Origin of the sequence: Agrobacterium sp. rho-8.1, from assembly GCF_033957725.1 — a bacterium.
Lineage (GTDB): Bacteria > Pseudomonadota > Alphaproteobacteria > Rhizobiales > Rhizobiaceae > Agrobacterium.
Window position 1 is genome coordinate 2,984,162 of sequence record NZ_CP192788.1, and the last position, 15,602, is coordinate 2,999,763.

A 15,602-nucleotide genomic window follows, 5' to 3' on the forward strand; every position below is an offset into this window, starting at 1 on the left:
TGCGATCCGGTTCTATTCAACCGTGTCCCATTCTATCCAGTCGCGCATCAAGCGGTGCGCGATGGCGCCACGTGGCGGCGGCGACTGGCCGTTGGCCCCACCCATCTCCAGAAGGGCCGCCACTTCGTCACGGGTAAACCAGCGGCAATCCTCTAGCTCTGCCTCGTCGCGGATTATATCGGACGATAGCGCTTCGGAAAAACAGCCGATCATCAGCGTATGCGGCATCGGCCATGGCTGCGAGGCATGGTAGCGCACCCGGCCGACATCGATATTCGCTTCTTCATGCGTCTCGCGGCGAACGGCGTTTTCAATGGTTTCGCCGGGTTCGACGAAGCCCGCAAGGCAGGAATACATGCCGGGTGGAAAATGCGCTCCACGACCCAGCAGACAGAGTTCGCGTTCGAGATCGATGGTCAGCATGATGACGACGGGATCGGTTCGTGGAAAAATCGTGTGGCTGCACGACGCGCAAATCCGCTTATAACCGCCGATATGCAGTTCCATCGCGCCGCCACACCGTCCACAAAATCGATTGTCGGCGTTCCAGTGAAGAAGGCTGACGGCCTGCGCAACCTCGCCCAGCAACTCCTTCCCGATCAACTGATCGCGATAGAGGCTGCGAGCATCGACAGGCTTGAAATGGCTGGCAAGATTGCCTTCGGCGGTTCGCACAGGCACTGCAACGCGCGGCTCGCCATTGTCCTTATAGCCAAGAAGAATAGCATTTTCGAAATCGGGATCGAGCTCAGCCAGCTCATACGCTGAAAACAGCGGGTCCAGAACCTGATCGTCGTGCTTGAGCACGAGCTTGGTGCCAGCAAAGGCCAGCAGATGCGTGCCTTCCACCTTCAGCGCGTCGGAGACGCAGCTTTCGGTGCGTTTTTCAGCCAGACGGTCCAGACCATTCTGGGCGAATGCGGTGAGGGTGCTGGGCTCCGGGTGGGGGGAGTTGGTGTCGAATATGCTTTTTGAATTCATCACAATGCGCCGGCCAGTTTCTTCATGAGATCATGTCTGTCATCGTCCGCGTAGGGAACGGCTGTTCCGTGACCCCAGATCGGCCCCGGCCAGCATTCGTCGCCGTCCTTGCGGGCGATGATATGGACGTGGAGCTGGCGCACGATGTTTCCAAGGGCGCCGACATTTATTTTTGTCGCTCCCGTCAGTTGTTTCAGTGCAGAGGCGACCTGATTGGTTTCGAAAGTGACCAGCGCCTGATCGAGCGGGGTCAACTCGAACAGCTCGCTCTTGTCGTTGCGTTGCGGCACGAGAACGATCCAGGGCCAACGCTTGTCGTTTTGAAGGCGCATCTGGCACAAACCCAGCTGGGTTATCAGCACGCTGTCGCGCGCCAGTCTTTCATCCAGCCGGAATGTTTCCAAGGCATCCTCCCAATTGTTTTGAATGTGATAGCAGTTTTTTGACAGCTTGGCTTGCATTTGCTTTTATTATTGCCGATATGTGCCTCCGGGAGGTTGGTGGTGGACGAGCCACTCGCCAACCGGGTCAGGTCCGGAAGGAAGCAGCCCTAACGAGCCAGGCACGGGTCGCCGTGCCAGCCTCCCACCTTTTCTATTTCGAAGACGTGCTCCGGTTTCGCCGGGCCAGTTCGGCCTCAAAGCGGGCACCACCTAAAGCATGTCTCGCAAAAGTGTGTCGCGGTTTTGCGACCAAGACATGCGATATGTTTTAACGACTGGCGAGGCGATGAGCGAAACCGGAACCAACAAGCCCCAGACAAAAGAGCAGGGTACCGGTTACCGGGTTCTGGCGCGCAAGTACCGCCCGAAAGACTTTTCAGATCTGATGGTTGGCCAGGAGCCGATGGTTCGCACGCTGACCAATGCGTTCGAAAGCGGTCGCATTGCACAAGCATACATGCTGACCGGCGTTCGCGGCGTGGGCAAGACCACGACGGCCCGTATTCTGGCGCGTGCGCTCAATTACAAGACCGACGAAATCGACAAGCCCACGATCGATCTGCGCATTCCCGGTGAACATTGCCAGGCGATCATGGAAGGCCGCCATGTCGATGTGATCGAAATGGATGCTGCCTCCCATACCGGCATCGACGATATCAGAGAGATCATCGAGCAGGTGCGCTATCGCCCTGTGTCTGCGCGTTACAAAGTCTACATCATCGACGAAGTGCACATGCTCTCGACGCAGGCCTTCAATGGTCTCTTGAAGACATTGGAAGAGCCGCCGGAGCATGTGAAATTCATCTTCGCGACGACCGAAATTCGAAAAGTGCCGATCACCGTTCTGTCGCGCTGCCAGCGCTTCGATCTGCGCCGCATCAGTGCTGCCGATCTGGTTGGTCTGTTTACCGCGATTGCCGCCAAGGAAGGTTTCGAGGCTGAGCCGCAGGCTCTGGCCATGATCGCCCGCGCCGCCGAAGGCTCTGCCCGCGACGGTCTTTCGTTACTGGATCAGGCCATCGCCCATGGTGGTGGACGGGTCGAGGCGGAAGCGGTTCGCGGCATGCTCGGTCTGGCCGACCGTGCCCGTATCGTCGATCTGTTCGGCCATGTGGTGAAGGGCGATGTCGCCTCCGTTCTGGAAGAGTTTACTGGCCAGTACGAGGCGGGTGCCAATCCGGTCGTGGTTCTGACCGACCTTGCCGATTTCACCCATCTCGTCACTCGCATGAAATATGTGCCGGATGCAGCCGACGATCCGTCTCTTTCCGAGGTCGAGCGTGCCAGTGGTGCGGAATTTGCCGATACGATCGCAGTGTCTGCGCTGTCGCGCATCTGGCAGATGCTGCTGAAGGGCATTCCTGAAACGGAAAATGCCTCGCGCCCTGCCGGTGCCGCCGAAATGGTGTTGATCCGGCTGTCGCATGCTGCCAATCTGCCTTCACCGGAAGATGCCGCACGTCGTCTGCTGGAGCTGTCCAATGGCGAAGGTGGTGCGTCCGGCAGTGGAGCGCCATCCGGCGGTGGCAATGGCGGCGGCGCACGCGCCTATTCGTCCACGCAGGCCGTCGCCTCCGCTCAAGCCTCACCGCAACGCCAGACATCGCCACAGCCGACCGCCATGCTGCGCGCGGTGCCGGACAGCCGTCCGCAGGAGATGCAGGTTGCAACGCCAAAGCCAGAGGAACGACCGGAACCCAAGGTTCCCGTCAATTCCCTGAATGATATCGTTGATCTCTGCACGAAACACCGCGACCCAATTCTGAAAGCGCGAGTGCGCAATTTTGTCCATGTCGTGCGGCTGGAGCCTGGGCGGTTCGACCTGCGGCTTGGCGAAGGTGCGCCCGGCTCGCTTCCCGGAGAGATCGGCACGAAGCTGAAGGAATGGACCGGTATCCACTGGATCGTCTCCATCAGCAAGGAGACCGGCGAGCCGACGCTCGTGGAGGCCGAAGGCAATGCCCGCGAAGCCCGCTTCGTCGATGCGCGCCAGGACCCGGACGTCGCTGCCATTCTGGCGCAGTTCCCCGGTGCAAAGATTACCGACGTCCGCATCCGCGCACCCTTGGTGGATGACGTCGAAGAGATTGCGACGCCCTCGGTCGCCGAATCCAGCGAAGGCGACATTCTGCCGGGCGACGACATAGAATTCTAAGCAAAAGACAGGAGTTTCGAGATGCGTGACATCATGGGAATGATGGGCAAGGTCAAGGAAATGCAGGCCAAGATGGAAAAGATGCAGGAAGAGATTGCTGCACTTGAAGTCGAAGGTACATCCGGTGGCGGTCTGGTTACCGTCAGGATGAGCGGCAAGGGATCTCTGCTGGGCGTCAAGATCGATCCTTCGCTTCTCAAGGAAGACGAAGTCGAAATTCTCGAAGACCTGCTGGTTGCAGCCCATAATGATGCCAAGCAGCGCGCCGAAGCGGTCACCGCTGAAAAGACCCGTGATCTGACCGCCGGTCTGCCGATCCCGCCGGGCATGAAGCTTCCGTTTTAATCCGTCTTAACCGCCCAGCATGGTCCTGAAACGGCTAGCGAGCGGTGTGGTGAGATAGGCATCCCGCTCCGCTTGCGACAGTCTGCACGGCCTGAACCGTTGAAGAATGACGGGGATGGGCAGCTTGGTCCCCTGATAGGTCGTCAACGTGACCCCTTCATCGACGGTGATCATCCCGCCTTTGAGCACACGGCAATAAAAGCCGGGCTGTCCCGCCTGTTTGAAACGCGGCGCGAAACCATCGTCGCCGATCCGCGCGGACAGTGTGGCACAGGGAATGCGGGCGGCGGTCACTTCCAGTTCGACCTCCGCTGCCGCAAGCCGGTCGCCCACATGCATCTTGGCGCTGTCGATGCCGTCGATCACCAGGTTCTCCCCGAAAAATCCGGGTTCGATGGCAAATCCGAATTCGCGCGACCAGAAATCGAGATCCACGGAGCCCATGACATAAAGGGCCTGATCCGGCCCGCCATGGTGCTTTTTATTGCAAACGGCATCGCTGACGATGCCCTGCTGATCGACCAGAACAGGGCCTTGCACGGGATGTTTGAAAATTCCGGTCTTCGATGTTTTTCCGGGCAGTATTTTCGCATCGGCCCGGCAGATGGCACGTATTTTCATGGGATGCTTTCCGCTTGTGATTCCCGTTATGACATTTATGCAGTAGAAAGCGCTCATGGCAAAACGAGTCACCGGCCCCGAAATTGAAAAACTCATCCAGCTTCTGGCCAAAGTGCCGGGACTTGGCCCCCGTTCGGCCCGCCGCGCCGCACTGCATCTGATCAAGAAGAAAGAGCAGCTTCTCGGGCCGCTCGGTCATGCCATGGGTGACGCCTATGACAAGGTGAAGGTGTGCTCGCACTGCGGCAATGTCGACACCATGGATCCCTGCACTGTCTGCACCGATGATCGTCGCGACCAGACCATCATCATCGTGGTGGAAGACGTCTCCGACCTCTGGGCCTTGGAGCGGGCAGGTGCCATGAACACCGCTTATCATGTCCTGGGCGGTACGCTGTCGCCGCTGGATGGCGTCGGGCCTGAGGACCTGAACATCAAGGGATTGATCGAGCGCGTCAGCGAAGGCGGCATTCGCGAGCTCATCATCGCCGTCAACGCCACGGTCGAAGGTCAGGCGACGGCGCACTACATCACCGACCGGCTGAACGATCTTGGCGTCAAGATCACTCGTCTTGCCCATGGCGTGCCGGTGGGCGGCGAACTCGACTATCTCGATGAAGGCACGTTGACGGCAGCCTTGCGCGCCCGGACCGTGATCTGACGCGCAAGCCGCGATCTCTTGCCTGTCGATTAAAAAAGGAAATTGAATGCGCCTGAAAACAATCGGCCTCATCGTCGCCGCTGCCGTCTCTCTTTTGTCGGCGAGTGCAACGCTTGCGCAAACGATCCCGACAGGTGCGGCCGCGGCCAGATATGATGCCGCCTTCAATGCATGGCTGAAACAGGAGATATGGCCTGAAGCGCGCAAGGCCGGTATTTCGCAAAAGACGCTGAACGCAACGCTTACGGACCTATCCATAAACTGGAAGTTGCCCGATTTCATCATTCCCGGTCAAAACCCGCCGAAGGAGCAGGCCCAAAGCCAGGCGGAGTTTTCCTCGCCAGGCGCTTATTTTTCAGAGCAGCGTTTGCAGGGCCTGGCAGCAACAGGCCGTTCGCTGGCAGCAACCCATGCCGCGACGCTTAAGCGCATCGAGGCGACCTATGGCGTTCCCGGCAATATCATCATCGCTGTCTGGGGTCGCGAATCCGGCTTCGGCCGCGCAAAGCTGCCCAATTCCGTCATCGACGTGCTGGCAACGAAGGCCTACACCTCCACCCGCAAGGAGATGTTTCGTGAAGAGCTGATCGATGCCCTGAAAATCGTTGAAAGCGGCGATATCTCCGCCACCAAAATGATGGGCTCATGGGCAGGCGCTCTTGGCCAGCCGCAATTCATGCCGTCCAGCTATCTGAAATATGCTGTCGATTTCGATGGTGACGGTCACCGCGACATCTGGAATTCCGTGCCCGATGCCTTGGCATCCATAGCCAACTATCTTTCCAAGCGTGGCTGGCAGCGAAACCGCGATTGGGGTTTCGAAGTTTCCATACCAGACGATGTATCCTGTGCGCAGGAGGGTCCCGATCTGGCCCGCCCGGTTGCGGACTGGCAGAAGATGGGCATCCGTCGTATATCTGGAAAAGCCTTTCCTTCCAATGATTTGACAGCGGATGGCATGATGCTGGTCCCGGCTGGTCGCAACGGACCGGAATTCGTGGTGACGCCGAATTTTTATGTCATCAAGGAATACAACAACTCCGATCTTTACGCGCTCTTCATCGGCAATCTGGCCGATCGCATCACCTATGGTGCAGGGCCGTTTCAGGGACAGTGGAGCGACGTCGGCTCCATGCTGCGCTCCGATGTGCTGGCCATGCAAAAGGCGCTGGTCGCCAAGGGCTACGATGTCGGAAAAGCCGATGGCCTGGCAGGCTTCAAGACCCGCCGCTCCCTGGGGGACTGGCAGTCGAAAAACGGCATGCGGCCGACATGCTTTCCGCAAGCGTCGTTGAAAGCCATGTTGAAGTAGTGTAGGGCTTCTGGCGATTAAAGTCTGGCGTCACGGTCGCGACGCAAAAGCCTCATCGGCCCCTTATCGAAAAAATATGGGGAAGGGCTGGTCAAAGCCTGGTGAGGCATGTATAAGCGCGCCAAAATTCAGATATAGAAACATGAGACATTCGGCCTGGGTCCTGGCTGGTTCCCGTGTTTCGCCGCTTCAGTGGAGTTACACAAATGGCAGTACCAAAGAGAAAAACAAGCCCGTCCAAGCGCGGCATGCGTCGTTCGGCCGATGGCCTGAAGTCCGCAACCTACGTTGAAGACAAGAACTCAGGCGAACTTCGTCGCCCACACCACATCGACCTGAAGACAGGCATGTACCGTGGCCGTCAGGTTCTGACACCGAAAGAAAGCGCTTAATCTTCAGCGCAGTCTTTGAATGACGAACAAGCCGGCCTTTGGGTCGGCTTTTTTGTTTTGATCGGGGCCGGTTCGATCGTGCTTGGAAAATCAGGCGCCTCCACTTAGGCTTGTATGAGGGAGAGCGGACATCGATCAGTCCGCCATGTGGAGGGGTGGGCCGATGAGATATCGCTGGATCGGTGTCGTTCTTGTTTGCCTGGGGGTTGGCGGTATCGCCTTGACCAAGGGAAGCGATCTCGTTGCCGAAAGCTATTTCGATGAAGTCGCAGCCCAAGGTGGCACGACGCTGAGGCTGGCGGTCTCGGCGCTTGGCGGGCATCTCAGCCGTTACGAGCCACTGCCCGCATTGATGGCCGATCACGACGATATCGAAGAGCTCGTCGCTCACCCGCAGGATCGGGCGCTGCGGCTGCGTGCCAATATCTACCTGAAATCCATCAACGATCTGTTGAAATCCTCGGATATCTACATCATGACGCTGGATGGCGAGACGATTGCCGCCAGCAATTATGATGGTCCGGCCAGCTTCGTCGGACAGAATTTCAGCTACCGCCCCTACTTTCAGGATGCGGCTAAAGGTCAGCAATCGAAATTCTTCGCGCTCGGCACCACCTCGCACAAGCGCGGCTACTACTTCGCCTCGCCCATTCTCTTCAACACAGAGATCAAGGGCGTCATCGTCTTCAAGGTGGATATCGAAGGCATCGAAGCGTCCTTCGGCAATGGTGAAAACCGGATTTTCGTCAACGACCCCGAAGGCATCATCTTCATGACGGGAACGCCGGAATGGCTTTATGCGGCCGTCCAGCCGCTCACCCCCGAACGCATTGCGAAAACCGAGAGATCACGCCGCTATTCCGACGCCAACCTCACGCAGCTTGGCCTTACCCGCAGCACGTTCGGCAAAAACGACTTAATGACCATTCGCGAGGGCGATCAGGACCGGGAGTATATCTTCCTGTCCCAACCGATGCCTGATGCAGGCTGGACGGTCAACGTGCTGATGGACACCAGTTCTGTGCGCACCCAAGTCAAGACCACGATGATCGCCATTGTTCTGTGCCTTTGCCTTGCCGTTGCGCTGGTGGCTGCCATGTTGCAGCGGCGCAAGAGCCTCCAGGACAGGCTTGTCCATCAGGCCGAAGCGCGTGCCGAGTTGGAGCGACGGGTGGAAGAACGCACCGCCGATCTTGCCCGCGTCAATGTCGACATCAAGCACGAGATTTCCGAGCGCAGGCAGACGGAAAAGCGACTGCGCAAAACCCAGAAGGATTTGATCCAGGCGGGCAAGCTGGCGGCGCTCGGGCAAATGTCGGCGGCACTATCCCATGAGTTCAACCAGCCACTTGCTGCCGCCAAGACCTATGCCGAAAGCGCATCTTTGCTGATAGAGCGCGGGAGGGTCGGGGAAGCCTCGGATAATCTCAAGCGGATCTCGGTGCTGATCGACCGCATGGCGGCCATCGGCAAGCATCTGCGCAATTTTGCCCGCAAACCCAACGAAAAGCTTGGGCCGGTTCCGTTAGACGGCGTGGTCAGTGATACGCTGGAGATCGTCAACGCCCGCCTGAAAGCTGCGGATGCGCAGCTGGATGTCAACCTTGGGCCAATACCCCTTCAGGTAAAGGCAGGCCCCGTGCGGCTTCAGCAGGTGCTTGTCAACATCATCTCCAACGCTGCCGATGCCGTAGAAGGGCTTGAAGATCGCCGTATCGAACTGACGGCGCATCAGAAAGAAGCAAAAGTCATTCTGTCTGTCCGTGATCACGGTCCCGGCGTGCCGCCCGCCATCATGGAGCGCATTTTCGATCCTTTCTTCTCCACCAAGGGTGTCGGCAAGGGGCTGGGCCTCGGGCTGTCTATTTCCTACAACATCGTCAAGGATTTTGGCGGGCGTTTGAGTGTGACCAATCTGCCCGAAGGTGGAGCAAGGTTCGACATAGAGCTGGATGCTGAACTGCCGATGGAGATTGCTGCCGAATGAGTATGTCGCGTGTTCTGTTGATCGATGATGAGGAGGATTTGAGGCTTTCCACCGCGCAGGCGCTGGAGCTTGCCGGTCTGGAGGTGGTTACCGTCGACAATGCCGATCATGTGTTTGAGCTGATCGGCTACAGCTTCGATGGTGTGATCGTCAGCGACATCAGAATGCCGGGCATGGATGGCATGACCCTTCTGCAAAAGGTGCGCGAACTGGATGCGGAAATCCCGGTCATTCTGGTGACAGGCCATGGCGATGTGCAACTGGCGGTCAGCGCTATGCGTAACGGCGCTTACGATTTCATGGAAAAGCCCTTCAACGTTCAATATCTTGCAGGCATCATCAAACGCGCCATAGACAGGCGTTCCCTCGTTCTGGAAAACCGTAGGCTGCGCGCCGTTGCAGGCAAACGCGACGATCTGGAAACCCGTTTGCCGGGCCGTACGCAGGTCATGGTCGATTTGCGCTACCGCATCAGAGCGATCGGTGCCGCCGACGCCGATACGCTGATCATTGGCGACACCGGCGCCGGCAAGGAAGTCGTGGCCCGTGCGCTCCACGATGTCAGTGCCCGCGCGGACAGGCCCTTCGTTGCCATCAATTGCGCGGCCTTGCCGCAGCACCTCATCGAAAGCGAATTGTTCGGCCACGAGGCAGGGGCCTTTCCCGGTGCGTTGCGACCGCGTTATGGCAAGTTCGAACATGCACGTGGCGGAACGGTGCTGCTGGACGAAATCGGCTCCATGCCGTTCGACATGCAAGGCAAGCTGCTGCGGGTTCTTCAGGAACGCACGATCACCCGTCTTGGCTCCAACGAGACCGTGGAGCTTGATGTGCGCTTTATCGCGACCAGTAAGGCGGATCTGGCACAAGAGGCGATGGCGGGCCGCTTCAGGCAGGATCTTCTCTACAGGCTGAACGTCGCGACCGTGCATGTCCCGTCACTGGCACAACGCCGTTCCGATGTACCGCTGCTTTTTCTCCAGCTTGTGCGAGAGGCGGCGGCACGTTATGGCCGCGACGATATCGATGTGCCCTCCGATATCGTGTCCGCGCTGGCAATGCAGGACTGGCCGGGCAATGTACGGGAACTGCGTAATGCGGCAGATCGGCTGGTGCTGGGGCTGGATGGCAACTTCCCCGATGCGCAGCAGTCTTCATCGCAGAATTCAGCCAGCCTTTCGGCCAAAGTCGCAGAGTTCGAGAAATCCGTTCTCGCAAGAGCTATTGCACTGCACAAAGGCAATCTCAAAGCTGTCTACGAGATGCTTGGAATATCCCGCAAGACGCTTTATGAAAAAATGCAGAAACACGCCCTGACGAAACATGATCTGTTCGATGAGGATTTGAAAAGCCTTTCATAGAGCTTCCACGATATTGCCATGGGTAGGTTTCCACCCATCGATAGTGTCGGATGTTTCGAATTCCACCCATTCCAGCCGGTCGACAGCTGCTTTTCTTTTCCTTGGTCACGCACGGTATTGCGCAGCTGCCAGCCGCGACTGCAAATGGCTCACCCCGACCGGACGCGATAGGAGTGCGACGGTCGAAGAGGCCATATTTCATCGGGAGGAAAAGATGAAAATTCTGAAAACCGTCACAGGTGCTGTGGCTGCTGCTGCCGTATCGCTGTTTGCCCTGTCCGCGGCTGCGCAAACCTACCCGCAGCGCAACATCACCATGGTTGTTCCCTTCGCAGCAGGCGGCCCGACCGATACGGTCGCGCGCCTCGTTGCTGAATCCATGTCAAAGGATCTGGGCCAACAGATCATCGTGGAAAATGTCGGCGGTGCCGGTGGTACCCTGGGTGCAGGCCGCGTCGCATCCGCCGATCCGGATGGTTACACCGTGCTTCTCCACCACATCGGCATGGCAACCAGCGCCACGCTGTACCGCAAGCTGGCCTACAACACGCTCGAAGCCTTCGACTATGTTGGTCTTGTCACCGAAGTGCCGATGACCATTCTCTCACGCAAGACGCTTGAGACGACTGACCTCAAGGGCCTGATCGAATACGCCAAGGCCAACAAGGACACGGTCACAGTGGCCAACGCAGGCATAGGCGCTGCATCCCATCTGTGTGGCATGTTGTTCATGAGCGCCATCCAGACGCCACTGGTCACCGTTCCATACAAAGGTACGGGTCCCGCGATGACCGATCTTCTCGGTGGCCAGGTCGATATCATGTGCGACCAGACGACCAACACGACGAAGCAGATCCAGGGCGGCACCGTCAAAGCCTATGCCGTCACCACGCCGAAGCGTCTGGATGTGTTGCCAAATGTGCCGACCTCGGCTGAAGCCGGTCTGCCCAACTTCGAAGTCGGCGTATGGCATGGCATCTACACGCCCAAGGGCACACCGGCTGATATCAACGAGCGCCTGTCCAAGTCGCTTCAGATCGCGCTGAAGGATCCGAATGTCGCAGCCCGCTTTGCCGAGCTTGGCACTACGCCATCACCTGAGGCCGATGGCACGCCATCGGCCCTCAAGGCCAAGCTCGAAAGCGAGATACCGCGCTGGAAAACGGTGATCGAGGCCGCCGGTCAGTACGCCGACTAAGCCTGCTCTCAAGCAATCGACCGGTGGCCTTAGAAAGCCGCCGGTCTTCACTCGCCAGCGGGGGACATCATCATGAAATCACTTTCTTTCGACACAACAGAGGCAGTTTGCGGCGCATTCTTCATCCTGCTCGGCATTTTCTTTGCCTGGCAGTCCTTTGGGCTGGAACTGGGAACGGCATTTCGCATGGGCCCCGGCTATTTCCCGCTGGTGCTGTCACTCATTCTCGTCGGCCTTGGCACCCTCATTCTTGTGCGGGCTGGCAAGGTTCAGGGCGAGCCGCTGGGGCCAATCGCATGGCGCGGCATCTTCCTCATTCTGCCGGCACCCATCTTCTTCGGCATGACCGTGCGTGGCCTTGGCTTCGTGCCAGCGCTTTTTATCAGCGCACTGATCGCATCCTTTGCATCGCATAAGATGAAGCCGGCAATGGCTGTCCTATTGTCCATCGGCATCACCATCTTCTCCGTCGCAGTCTTTGACTACGGTCTTGGCCTGCCCTTCCAGCGCTTCGGCCCCTGGCTCAATTTCTGAGGTGCATGATGGAACTATTCAATAATCTCGCGCTGGGATTTTCCACCGCAACCTCTATCGATAACCTGTTCTTCTGCCTTATCGGCGTACTGCTGGGTACGTTGATCGGCGTGTTGCCGGGCATCGGTGCCACGGCAACCATTGCCATGCTGCTGCCGATCACCTTCCAGCTGGAACCGGTGTCGTCGCTTATCATGCTGGCCGGTATCTATTACGGCGCGCAATATGGCGGTTCGACCACGGCCATCCTCATCAATATGCCGGGTGAATCCTCGTCTGCCGTCACCGCCATCGATGGCTACCAGATGGCGCGCAAAGGCAAGGCGGGCGTGGCACTGTCGGTTGCCGCCATCGGTTCGTTCTTCGCCGGTACGGTCTCGACGTTCCTCGTGGCGATTTTCGCACCACCGCTGACAGCCATTGCGCTGCAATTCGGCGCTGCCGAATATTTCTCGCTGATGGTCGTTGGCCTCGTGTCGTCCATCGCGCTGGCACACGGCTCCATCATCAAGGCGCTGGCGATGGTGGTTCTCGGCCTGCTGCTGGGCCTTGTCGGCACGGATATCTATAGCGGCACGCCGCGCTTCACGCTCGGCATCCGTGAATATGCCGATGGCCTGAACTTCGTCGCCGTTGCCGTCGGTGTTTTTGGTATCGCAGAAATTCTGCGCAATCTCGAAAACGAAAAGACGCGGTCCGTGTTGATGGCCAAGGTCAGCGGTCTCTTGCCCAGCAAGGAAGACTTCAAGCAGATGATCGGCCCCGTTTTGCGCGGCACGGCCATCGGCTCGGCTCTCGGCATTCTGCCGGGCGGCGGTGCGATCCTTGCGGCTTTTGCGTCTTACACGGTCGAAAAGCGTGTCTCGAAACATCCGGAAGAGTTCGGCCATGGTGCCATCGCCGGTGTAGCTGGCCCTGAGTCAGCCAACAATGCCGGTGCGCAGACCTCGTTCATTCCACTTCTGACGCTCGGCATTCCTGCCAACCCCGTCATGGCGCTGATGATCGGTGCCATGATCATTCAAGGTATCGTCCCTGGTCCCAATGTCGCCACCGAGCAACCCGCACTGTTCTGGGGCATCATCGCGTCCATGTGGATTGGCAACCTGATGCTGGTCATCCTCAACCTACCGCTGATCGGCCTGTGGGTGAAGCTGCTGACCATCCCCTACTATGTGCTGTTCCCCATCATCATGGCCTTCTGCGCCATCGGGGTCTACAGCGTCAACTCCAACGTCTACGATCTCTATGCCGTCGCCTTCTTTGGGCTCATCGGTTATGCGCTGGTCAAACTGCGCTGCGAACCGGCACCGCTTCTGCTCGGCTTCGTGCTGGGGCCGTTGCTGGAGGAAAACCTGCGGCGAGCGATGATCCTGTCGCGTGGCGACGCGACGACCTTTGTCACGCGTCCCATCAGCGCGACGCTGCTGCTGATTGCACTGGCGGTTCTGGTCGTCGTCTTTTTGCCGAGCGTCAAGAAAAAGCGCGAGGAAGTCTTCCAAGAAGAGGATTGATCGCCTGTTCGATCTCGAAAATGTCAGGGGCCGGGCATCATGTCCGGCCTCTGTCTTGTTTGTGGGATACAAAGCTGGCAAAGCAGGCCTTTGACAGGAGATCCCATGGCCGACGACAGCGAAAACCGTATCATTGCGCTCGAAGAAACCGTGGCGCATCAGGCAAAAACCATCGAAGAGCTTTCAGACCAGTTGACCGAGCAATGGAAAGTGGTCGAGCAGACGCGCGCCAAGCTGGACCGGCTGACCGACCGTTTCCTGAACCTCGAGGAGCAATCGCTCGAGGCCCCCGCCATCACCAAGCCCCCGCATTATTGAGGACAGCACCATGAGCAAAGGCATTGCCATGTCTGCTTCCGATGTTATGGCGTTTTGGAAAGATGCTGGACCTGAAAAGTGGTTCGACAAGGACGCTCAATTCGACGCAACGTTCCATGACCGCTTCAGGGATTTGCATTTCACCGCCGCACGGCGCGAGCTGGAAACGTGGTTAGAGACCGCTGAGGACAGCCTCGCTCTGTTGCTGTTGCTGCTGCTGGATCAGTTTCCCCGCAACTGCTTTCGCGGCACGGCGCATATGTACGCGACGGACCCGCTCGCTCGCCACTACACTCAAGAAGTCCTGCGGCGAGGCCATGACAAGACAATCGATCCCGAGCTTCGCATCTTCCTTTATCTCTCTTTGATGCATTCGGAAGACCTTGAGGACCAGCACCTATGCTGCAAGCTGTGCGAACCGCTGGGTGAACGCTATCTGCCGTTTGCGATAGAACATCGCGACATCATCGAACGCTTCGGTCGTTTTCCGCATCGAAACGAAGTTCTGCTGCGCAAGAGCACTGCGGACGAAAAACGCTTTCTGGAAGAGGGCGGGTTTGCCGGCTGATCGAGTTGACATTACCGCATGAAAAAGCCGCGCATTCTTGTCGAAGCGCGGCTTTGTCGTAGACGTCAAAGGCTGACATCAACCGTCGAAGAATTCCTTCATCCGGGCAAAGAAGCCGGTGGATTCAGGGTTGTTATCCTTGGACGACAGTTCATCGAATTCCTGTAGCAGTTCGCGCTGCCGTTTCGTCAGCTTCTGCGGTGTTTCGATCTGGATCTGGATATAGAGATCGCCTTGCTGCGCAGAGCGCAGCACAGGCATCCCCTTGCCCTTCAGACGGAACTGCTTGCCCGCCTGTGTACCCTCGGGCACGGTCACGCGCGACTTCGTGCCGTCAAGCGTCGTCACATCGAACGTGCCGCCTAGCGCTGCCGTCGTCATCGAGATGGGCACTGCGCAGTAGAGGTCGGCACCATCGCGCTGGAAGAACTCGTGCGGTCGCACCGACAGGAAGATGTAGAGGTCGCCGGACGGGCCACCCCGCATACCGGCCTCGCCTTCGCCTTGCAGGCGAATGCGCGTGCCATCCTCGATACCGGCTGGAATATTGACCGACAGCGAGCGCTCTTCCGTCACACGGCCCTGACCATTGCACTTGGTGCAAGGATCGGTGATCGTCTGTCCGCGACCGTGACAGGTCGGGCAGGTCCGTTCCACTGAGAAGAAACCCTGCGCTGCGCGCACGCGGCCAGAGCCTTGGCAGGTGGCGCAGGTTTTCGGCTGCGTACCGGGCTTTGCGCCCGAACCGGTGCAGACATCACAGGTGATGGACGTCGGGACACGGATTTGCGCGGTCTTGCCTGCGAAGGCCTCTTCCAGCGAAATTTCCATGTTGTAGCGAAGATCGGCACCACGTTCGCGTCCGCCGCTGGAGCGACGCGCCCGCCCGCCTCCCATCATCTCACCGAAAATGTCTTCGAAAATATCGGAGAACCCGCCGCTGGCACCGCCGCCGAAGCCGCCGCCTGCATTGCCCATTCCGCCTTGCTCGAAGGCCGCATGACCGAACCGGTCGTAGGCAGCCCGCTTTTGCGGATCTTTCAGTGTTTCATAGGCTTCGTTGAGTTCTTTGAATTTTTTCTCGGACTCGGCGTCACCAGGATTCTTGTCCGGATGATACTTCATCGCGAGTTTGCGGAAGGCGCTTTTCAGCTCTTTTTCGTCAGCTGTCCTGCCAACGCCAAGTGTTTCGTAAAAGTCTGCTTTCGCCAT

The 15,602-nt window shown here is 58.3% G+C and carries 16 protein-coding genes and 1 other RNA gene; 13 read left to right on the top strand and 4 right to left on the bottom strand.

Translation table 11 applies throughout. The features are described 5' to 3' along the window. Positions 1 to 12: 12 nt before the first annotated feature. Together nudC and RMR21_RS14500 are read right to left on the bottom strand one after the other, a co-directional pair. Positions 13 to 981 carry an NAD(+) diphosphatase gene (gene nudC, locus RMR21_RS14495; protein ID WP_498668663.1) on the bottom strand — a complete coding sequence of 323 codons (969 nt, stop codon included), beginning with the start codon at positions 979 to 981 and terminating at the stop codon, positions 13 to 15. Then, positions 981 to 1,442 carry an HIT domain-containing protein gene (locus RMR21_RS14500; RefSeq protein WP_498668664.1) on the bottom strand — a complete coding sequence of 154 codons (462 nt, stop codon included), beginning with the start codon at positions 1,440 to 1,442 and terminating at the stop codon, positions 981 to 983. The genes nudC and RMR21_RS14500 overlap by 1 nt, the downstream gene beginning before the upstream one ends. 31 nt (positions 1,443 to 1,473) lie before the next feature. Here RMR21_RS14500 and ffs point away from each other — a divergent pair. The 3 genes from ffs to RMR21_RS14515 all read left to right on the top strand — a co-directional run bounded on the left by ffs (position 1,474) and on the right by RMR21_RS14515 (position 3,924). Next, positions 1,474 to 1,570: signal recognition particle sRNA small type (ffs, locus tag RMR21_RS14505), an RNA gene on the top strand. Between the two features lie 140 nt (positions 1,571 to 1,710). After that, positions 1,711 to 3,579, top strand: a complete 1,869-nt coding sequence (locus RMR21_RS14510) for a DNA polymerase III subunit gamma/tau (protein WP_498668665.1) — start codon at positions 1,711 to 1,713, stop codon at positions 3,577 to 3,579. A 21-nt stretch (positions 3,580 to 3,600) separates the two neighbouring features. Beyond that, positions 3,601 to 3,924, top strand: a complete 324-nt coding sequence (locus RMR21_RS14515) for a YbaB/EbfC family nucleoid-associated protein (protein WP_498668666.1) — start codon at positions 3,601 to 3,603, stop codon at positions 3,922 to 3,924. A gap of 6 nt (positions 3,925 to 3,930) precedes the next feature. On the opposite strand, the gene RMR21_RS14520 is transcribed toward RMR21_RS14515, so the two are convergent. Then, on the bottom strand, positions 3,931 to 4,545 hold the full coding sequence (locus tag RMR21_RS14520; RefSeq protein ID WP_498668667.1) for an MOSC domain-containing protein: 615 nt from the start codon (positions 4,543 to 4,545) through the stop codon (positions 3,931 to 3,933). A 55-nt stretch (positions 4,546 to 4,600) separates the two neighbouring features. Between RMR21_RS14520 and recR the strand changes: the two genes are divergently transcribed. From recR to RMR21_RS14570, 10 genes are all read left to right on the top strand, one after another. Beyond that, positions 4,601 to 5,206, top strand: a complete 606-nt coding sequence (gene recR, locus RMR21_RS14525; protein WP_498668668.1) for a recombination mediator RecR — start codon at positions 4,601 to 4,603, stop codon at positions 5,204 to 5,206. A gap of 46 nt (positions 5,207 to 5,252) precedes the next feature. Next, positions 5,253 to 6,518: a lytic murein transglycosylase gene (locus RMR21_RS14530; RefSeq protein ID WP_498668669.1), complete on the top strand. Its 1,266-nt coding sequence runs from the start codon at positions 5,253 to 5,255 to the stop codon at positions 6,516 to 6,518. A 206-nt stretch (positions 6,519 to 6,724) separates the two neighbouring features. Then, positions 6,725 to 6,910 (top strand): 50S ribosomal protein L32, encoded by a 186-nt coding sequence (gene rpmF, locus RMR21_RS14535; RefSeq protein WP_003507205.1) that lies wholly within the window; start codon positions 6,725 to 6,727, stop codon positions 6,908 to 6,910. 163 nt (positions 6,911 to 7,073) lie between these two features. Next, positions 7,074 to 8,897, top strand: a complete 1,824-nt coding sequence (locus RMR21_RS14540; protein ID WP_498668670.1) for a sensor histidine kinase — start codon at positions 7,074 to 7,076, stop codon at positions 8,895 to 8,897. Next, positions 8,894 to 10,258, top strand: a complete 1,365-nt coding sequence (locus RMR21_RS14545; RefSeq protein ID WP_498668671.1) for a sigma-54-dependent transcriptional regulator — start codon at positions 8,894 to 8,896, stop codon at positions 10,256 to 10,258. The genes RMR21_RS14540 and RMR21_RS14545 overlap by 4 nt, the downstream gene beginning before the upstream one ends. 214 nt (positions 10,259 to 10,472) lie before the next feature. Next, positions 10,473 to 11,456, top strand: coding sequence for a tripartite tricarboxylate transporter substrate-binding protein (locus RMR21_RS14550; RefSeq protein WP_498668672.1), 984 nt, complete (start codon positions 10,473 to 10,475; stop codon positions 11,454 to 11,456). Positions 11,457 to 11,528: 72 nt separating this feature from the next. Beyond that, on the top strand, positions 11,529 to 11,990 hold the full coding sequence (locus RMR21_RS14555) for a tripartite tricarboxylate transporter TctB family protein (protein ID WP_498668673.1): 462 nt from the start codon (positions 11,529 to 11,531) through the stop codon (positions 11,988 to 11,990). Between the two features lie 8 nt (positions 11,991 to 11,998). Next, the gene (locus RMR21_RS14560; RefSeq protein ID WP_498670185.1) at positions 11,999 to 13,504 is read left to right on the top strand and encodes a tripartite tricarboxylate transporter permease; all 1,506 of its coding nucleotides are present in this window, start codon (positions 11,999 to 12,001) and stop codon (positions 13,502 to 13,504) included. A gap of 105 nt (positions 13,505 to 13,609) precedes the next feature. Further along, the gene (locus tag RMR21_RS14565; RefSeq protein WP_042616170.1) at positions 13,610 to 13,822 is read left to right on the top strand and encodes a SlyX family protein; all 213 of its coding nucleotides are present in this window, start codon (positions 13,610 to 13,612) and stop codon (positions 13,820 to 13,822) included. 10 nt (positions 13,823 to 13,832) lie between these two features. Next, complete coding sequence (locus RMR21_RS14570) at positions 13,833 to 14,390, top strand: DUF924 family protein (protein WP_498668674.1); 558 nt, start codon at positions 13,833 to 13,835, stop codon at positions 14,388 to 14,390. Positions 14,391 to 14,468: 78 nt separating this feature from the next. Here the strand turns inward: RMR21_RS14570 and dnaJ are convergent, their stop codons facing one another. Then, entirely contained in the window at positions 14,469 to 15,602 is a 1,134-nt protein-coding gene (gene dnaJ / locus RMR21_RS14575; RefSeq protein ID WP_174151718.1) for a molecular chaperone DnaJ, read from the bottom strand.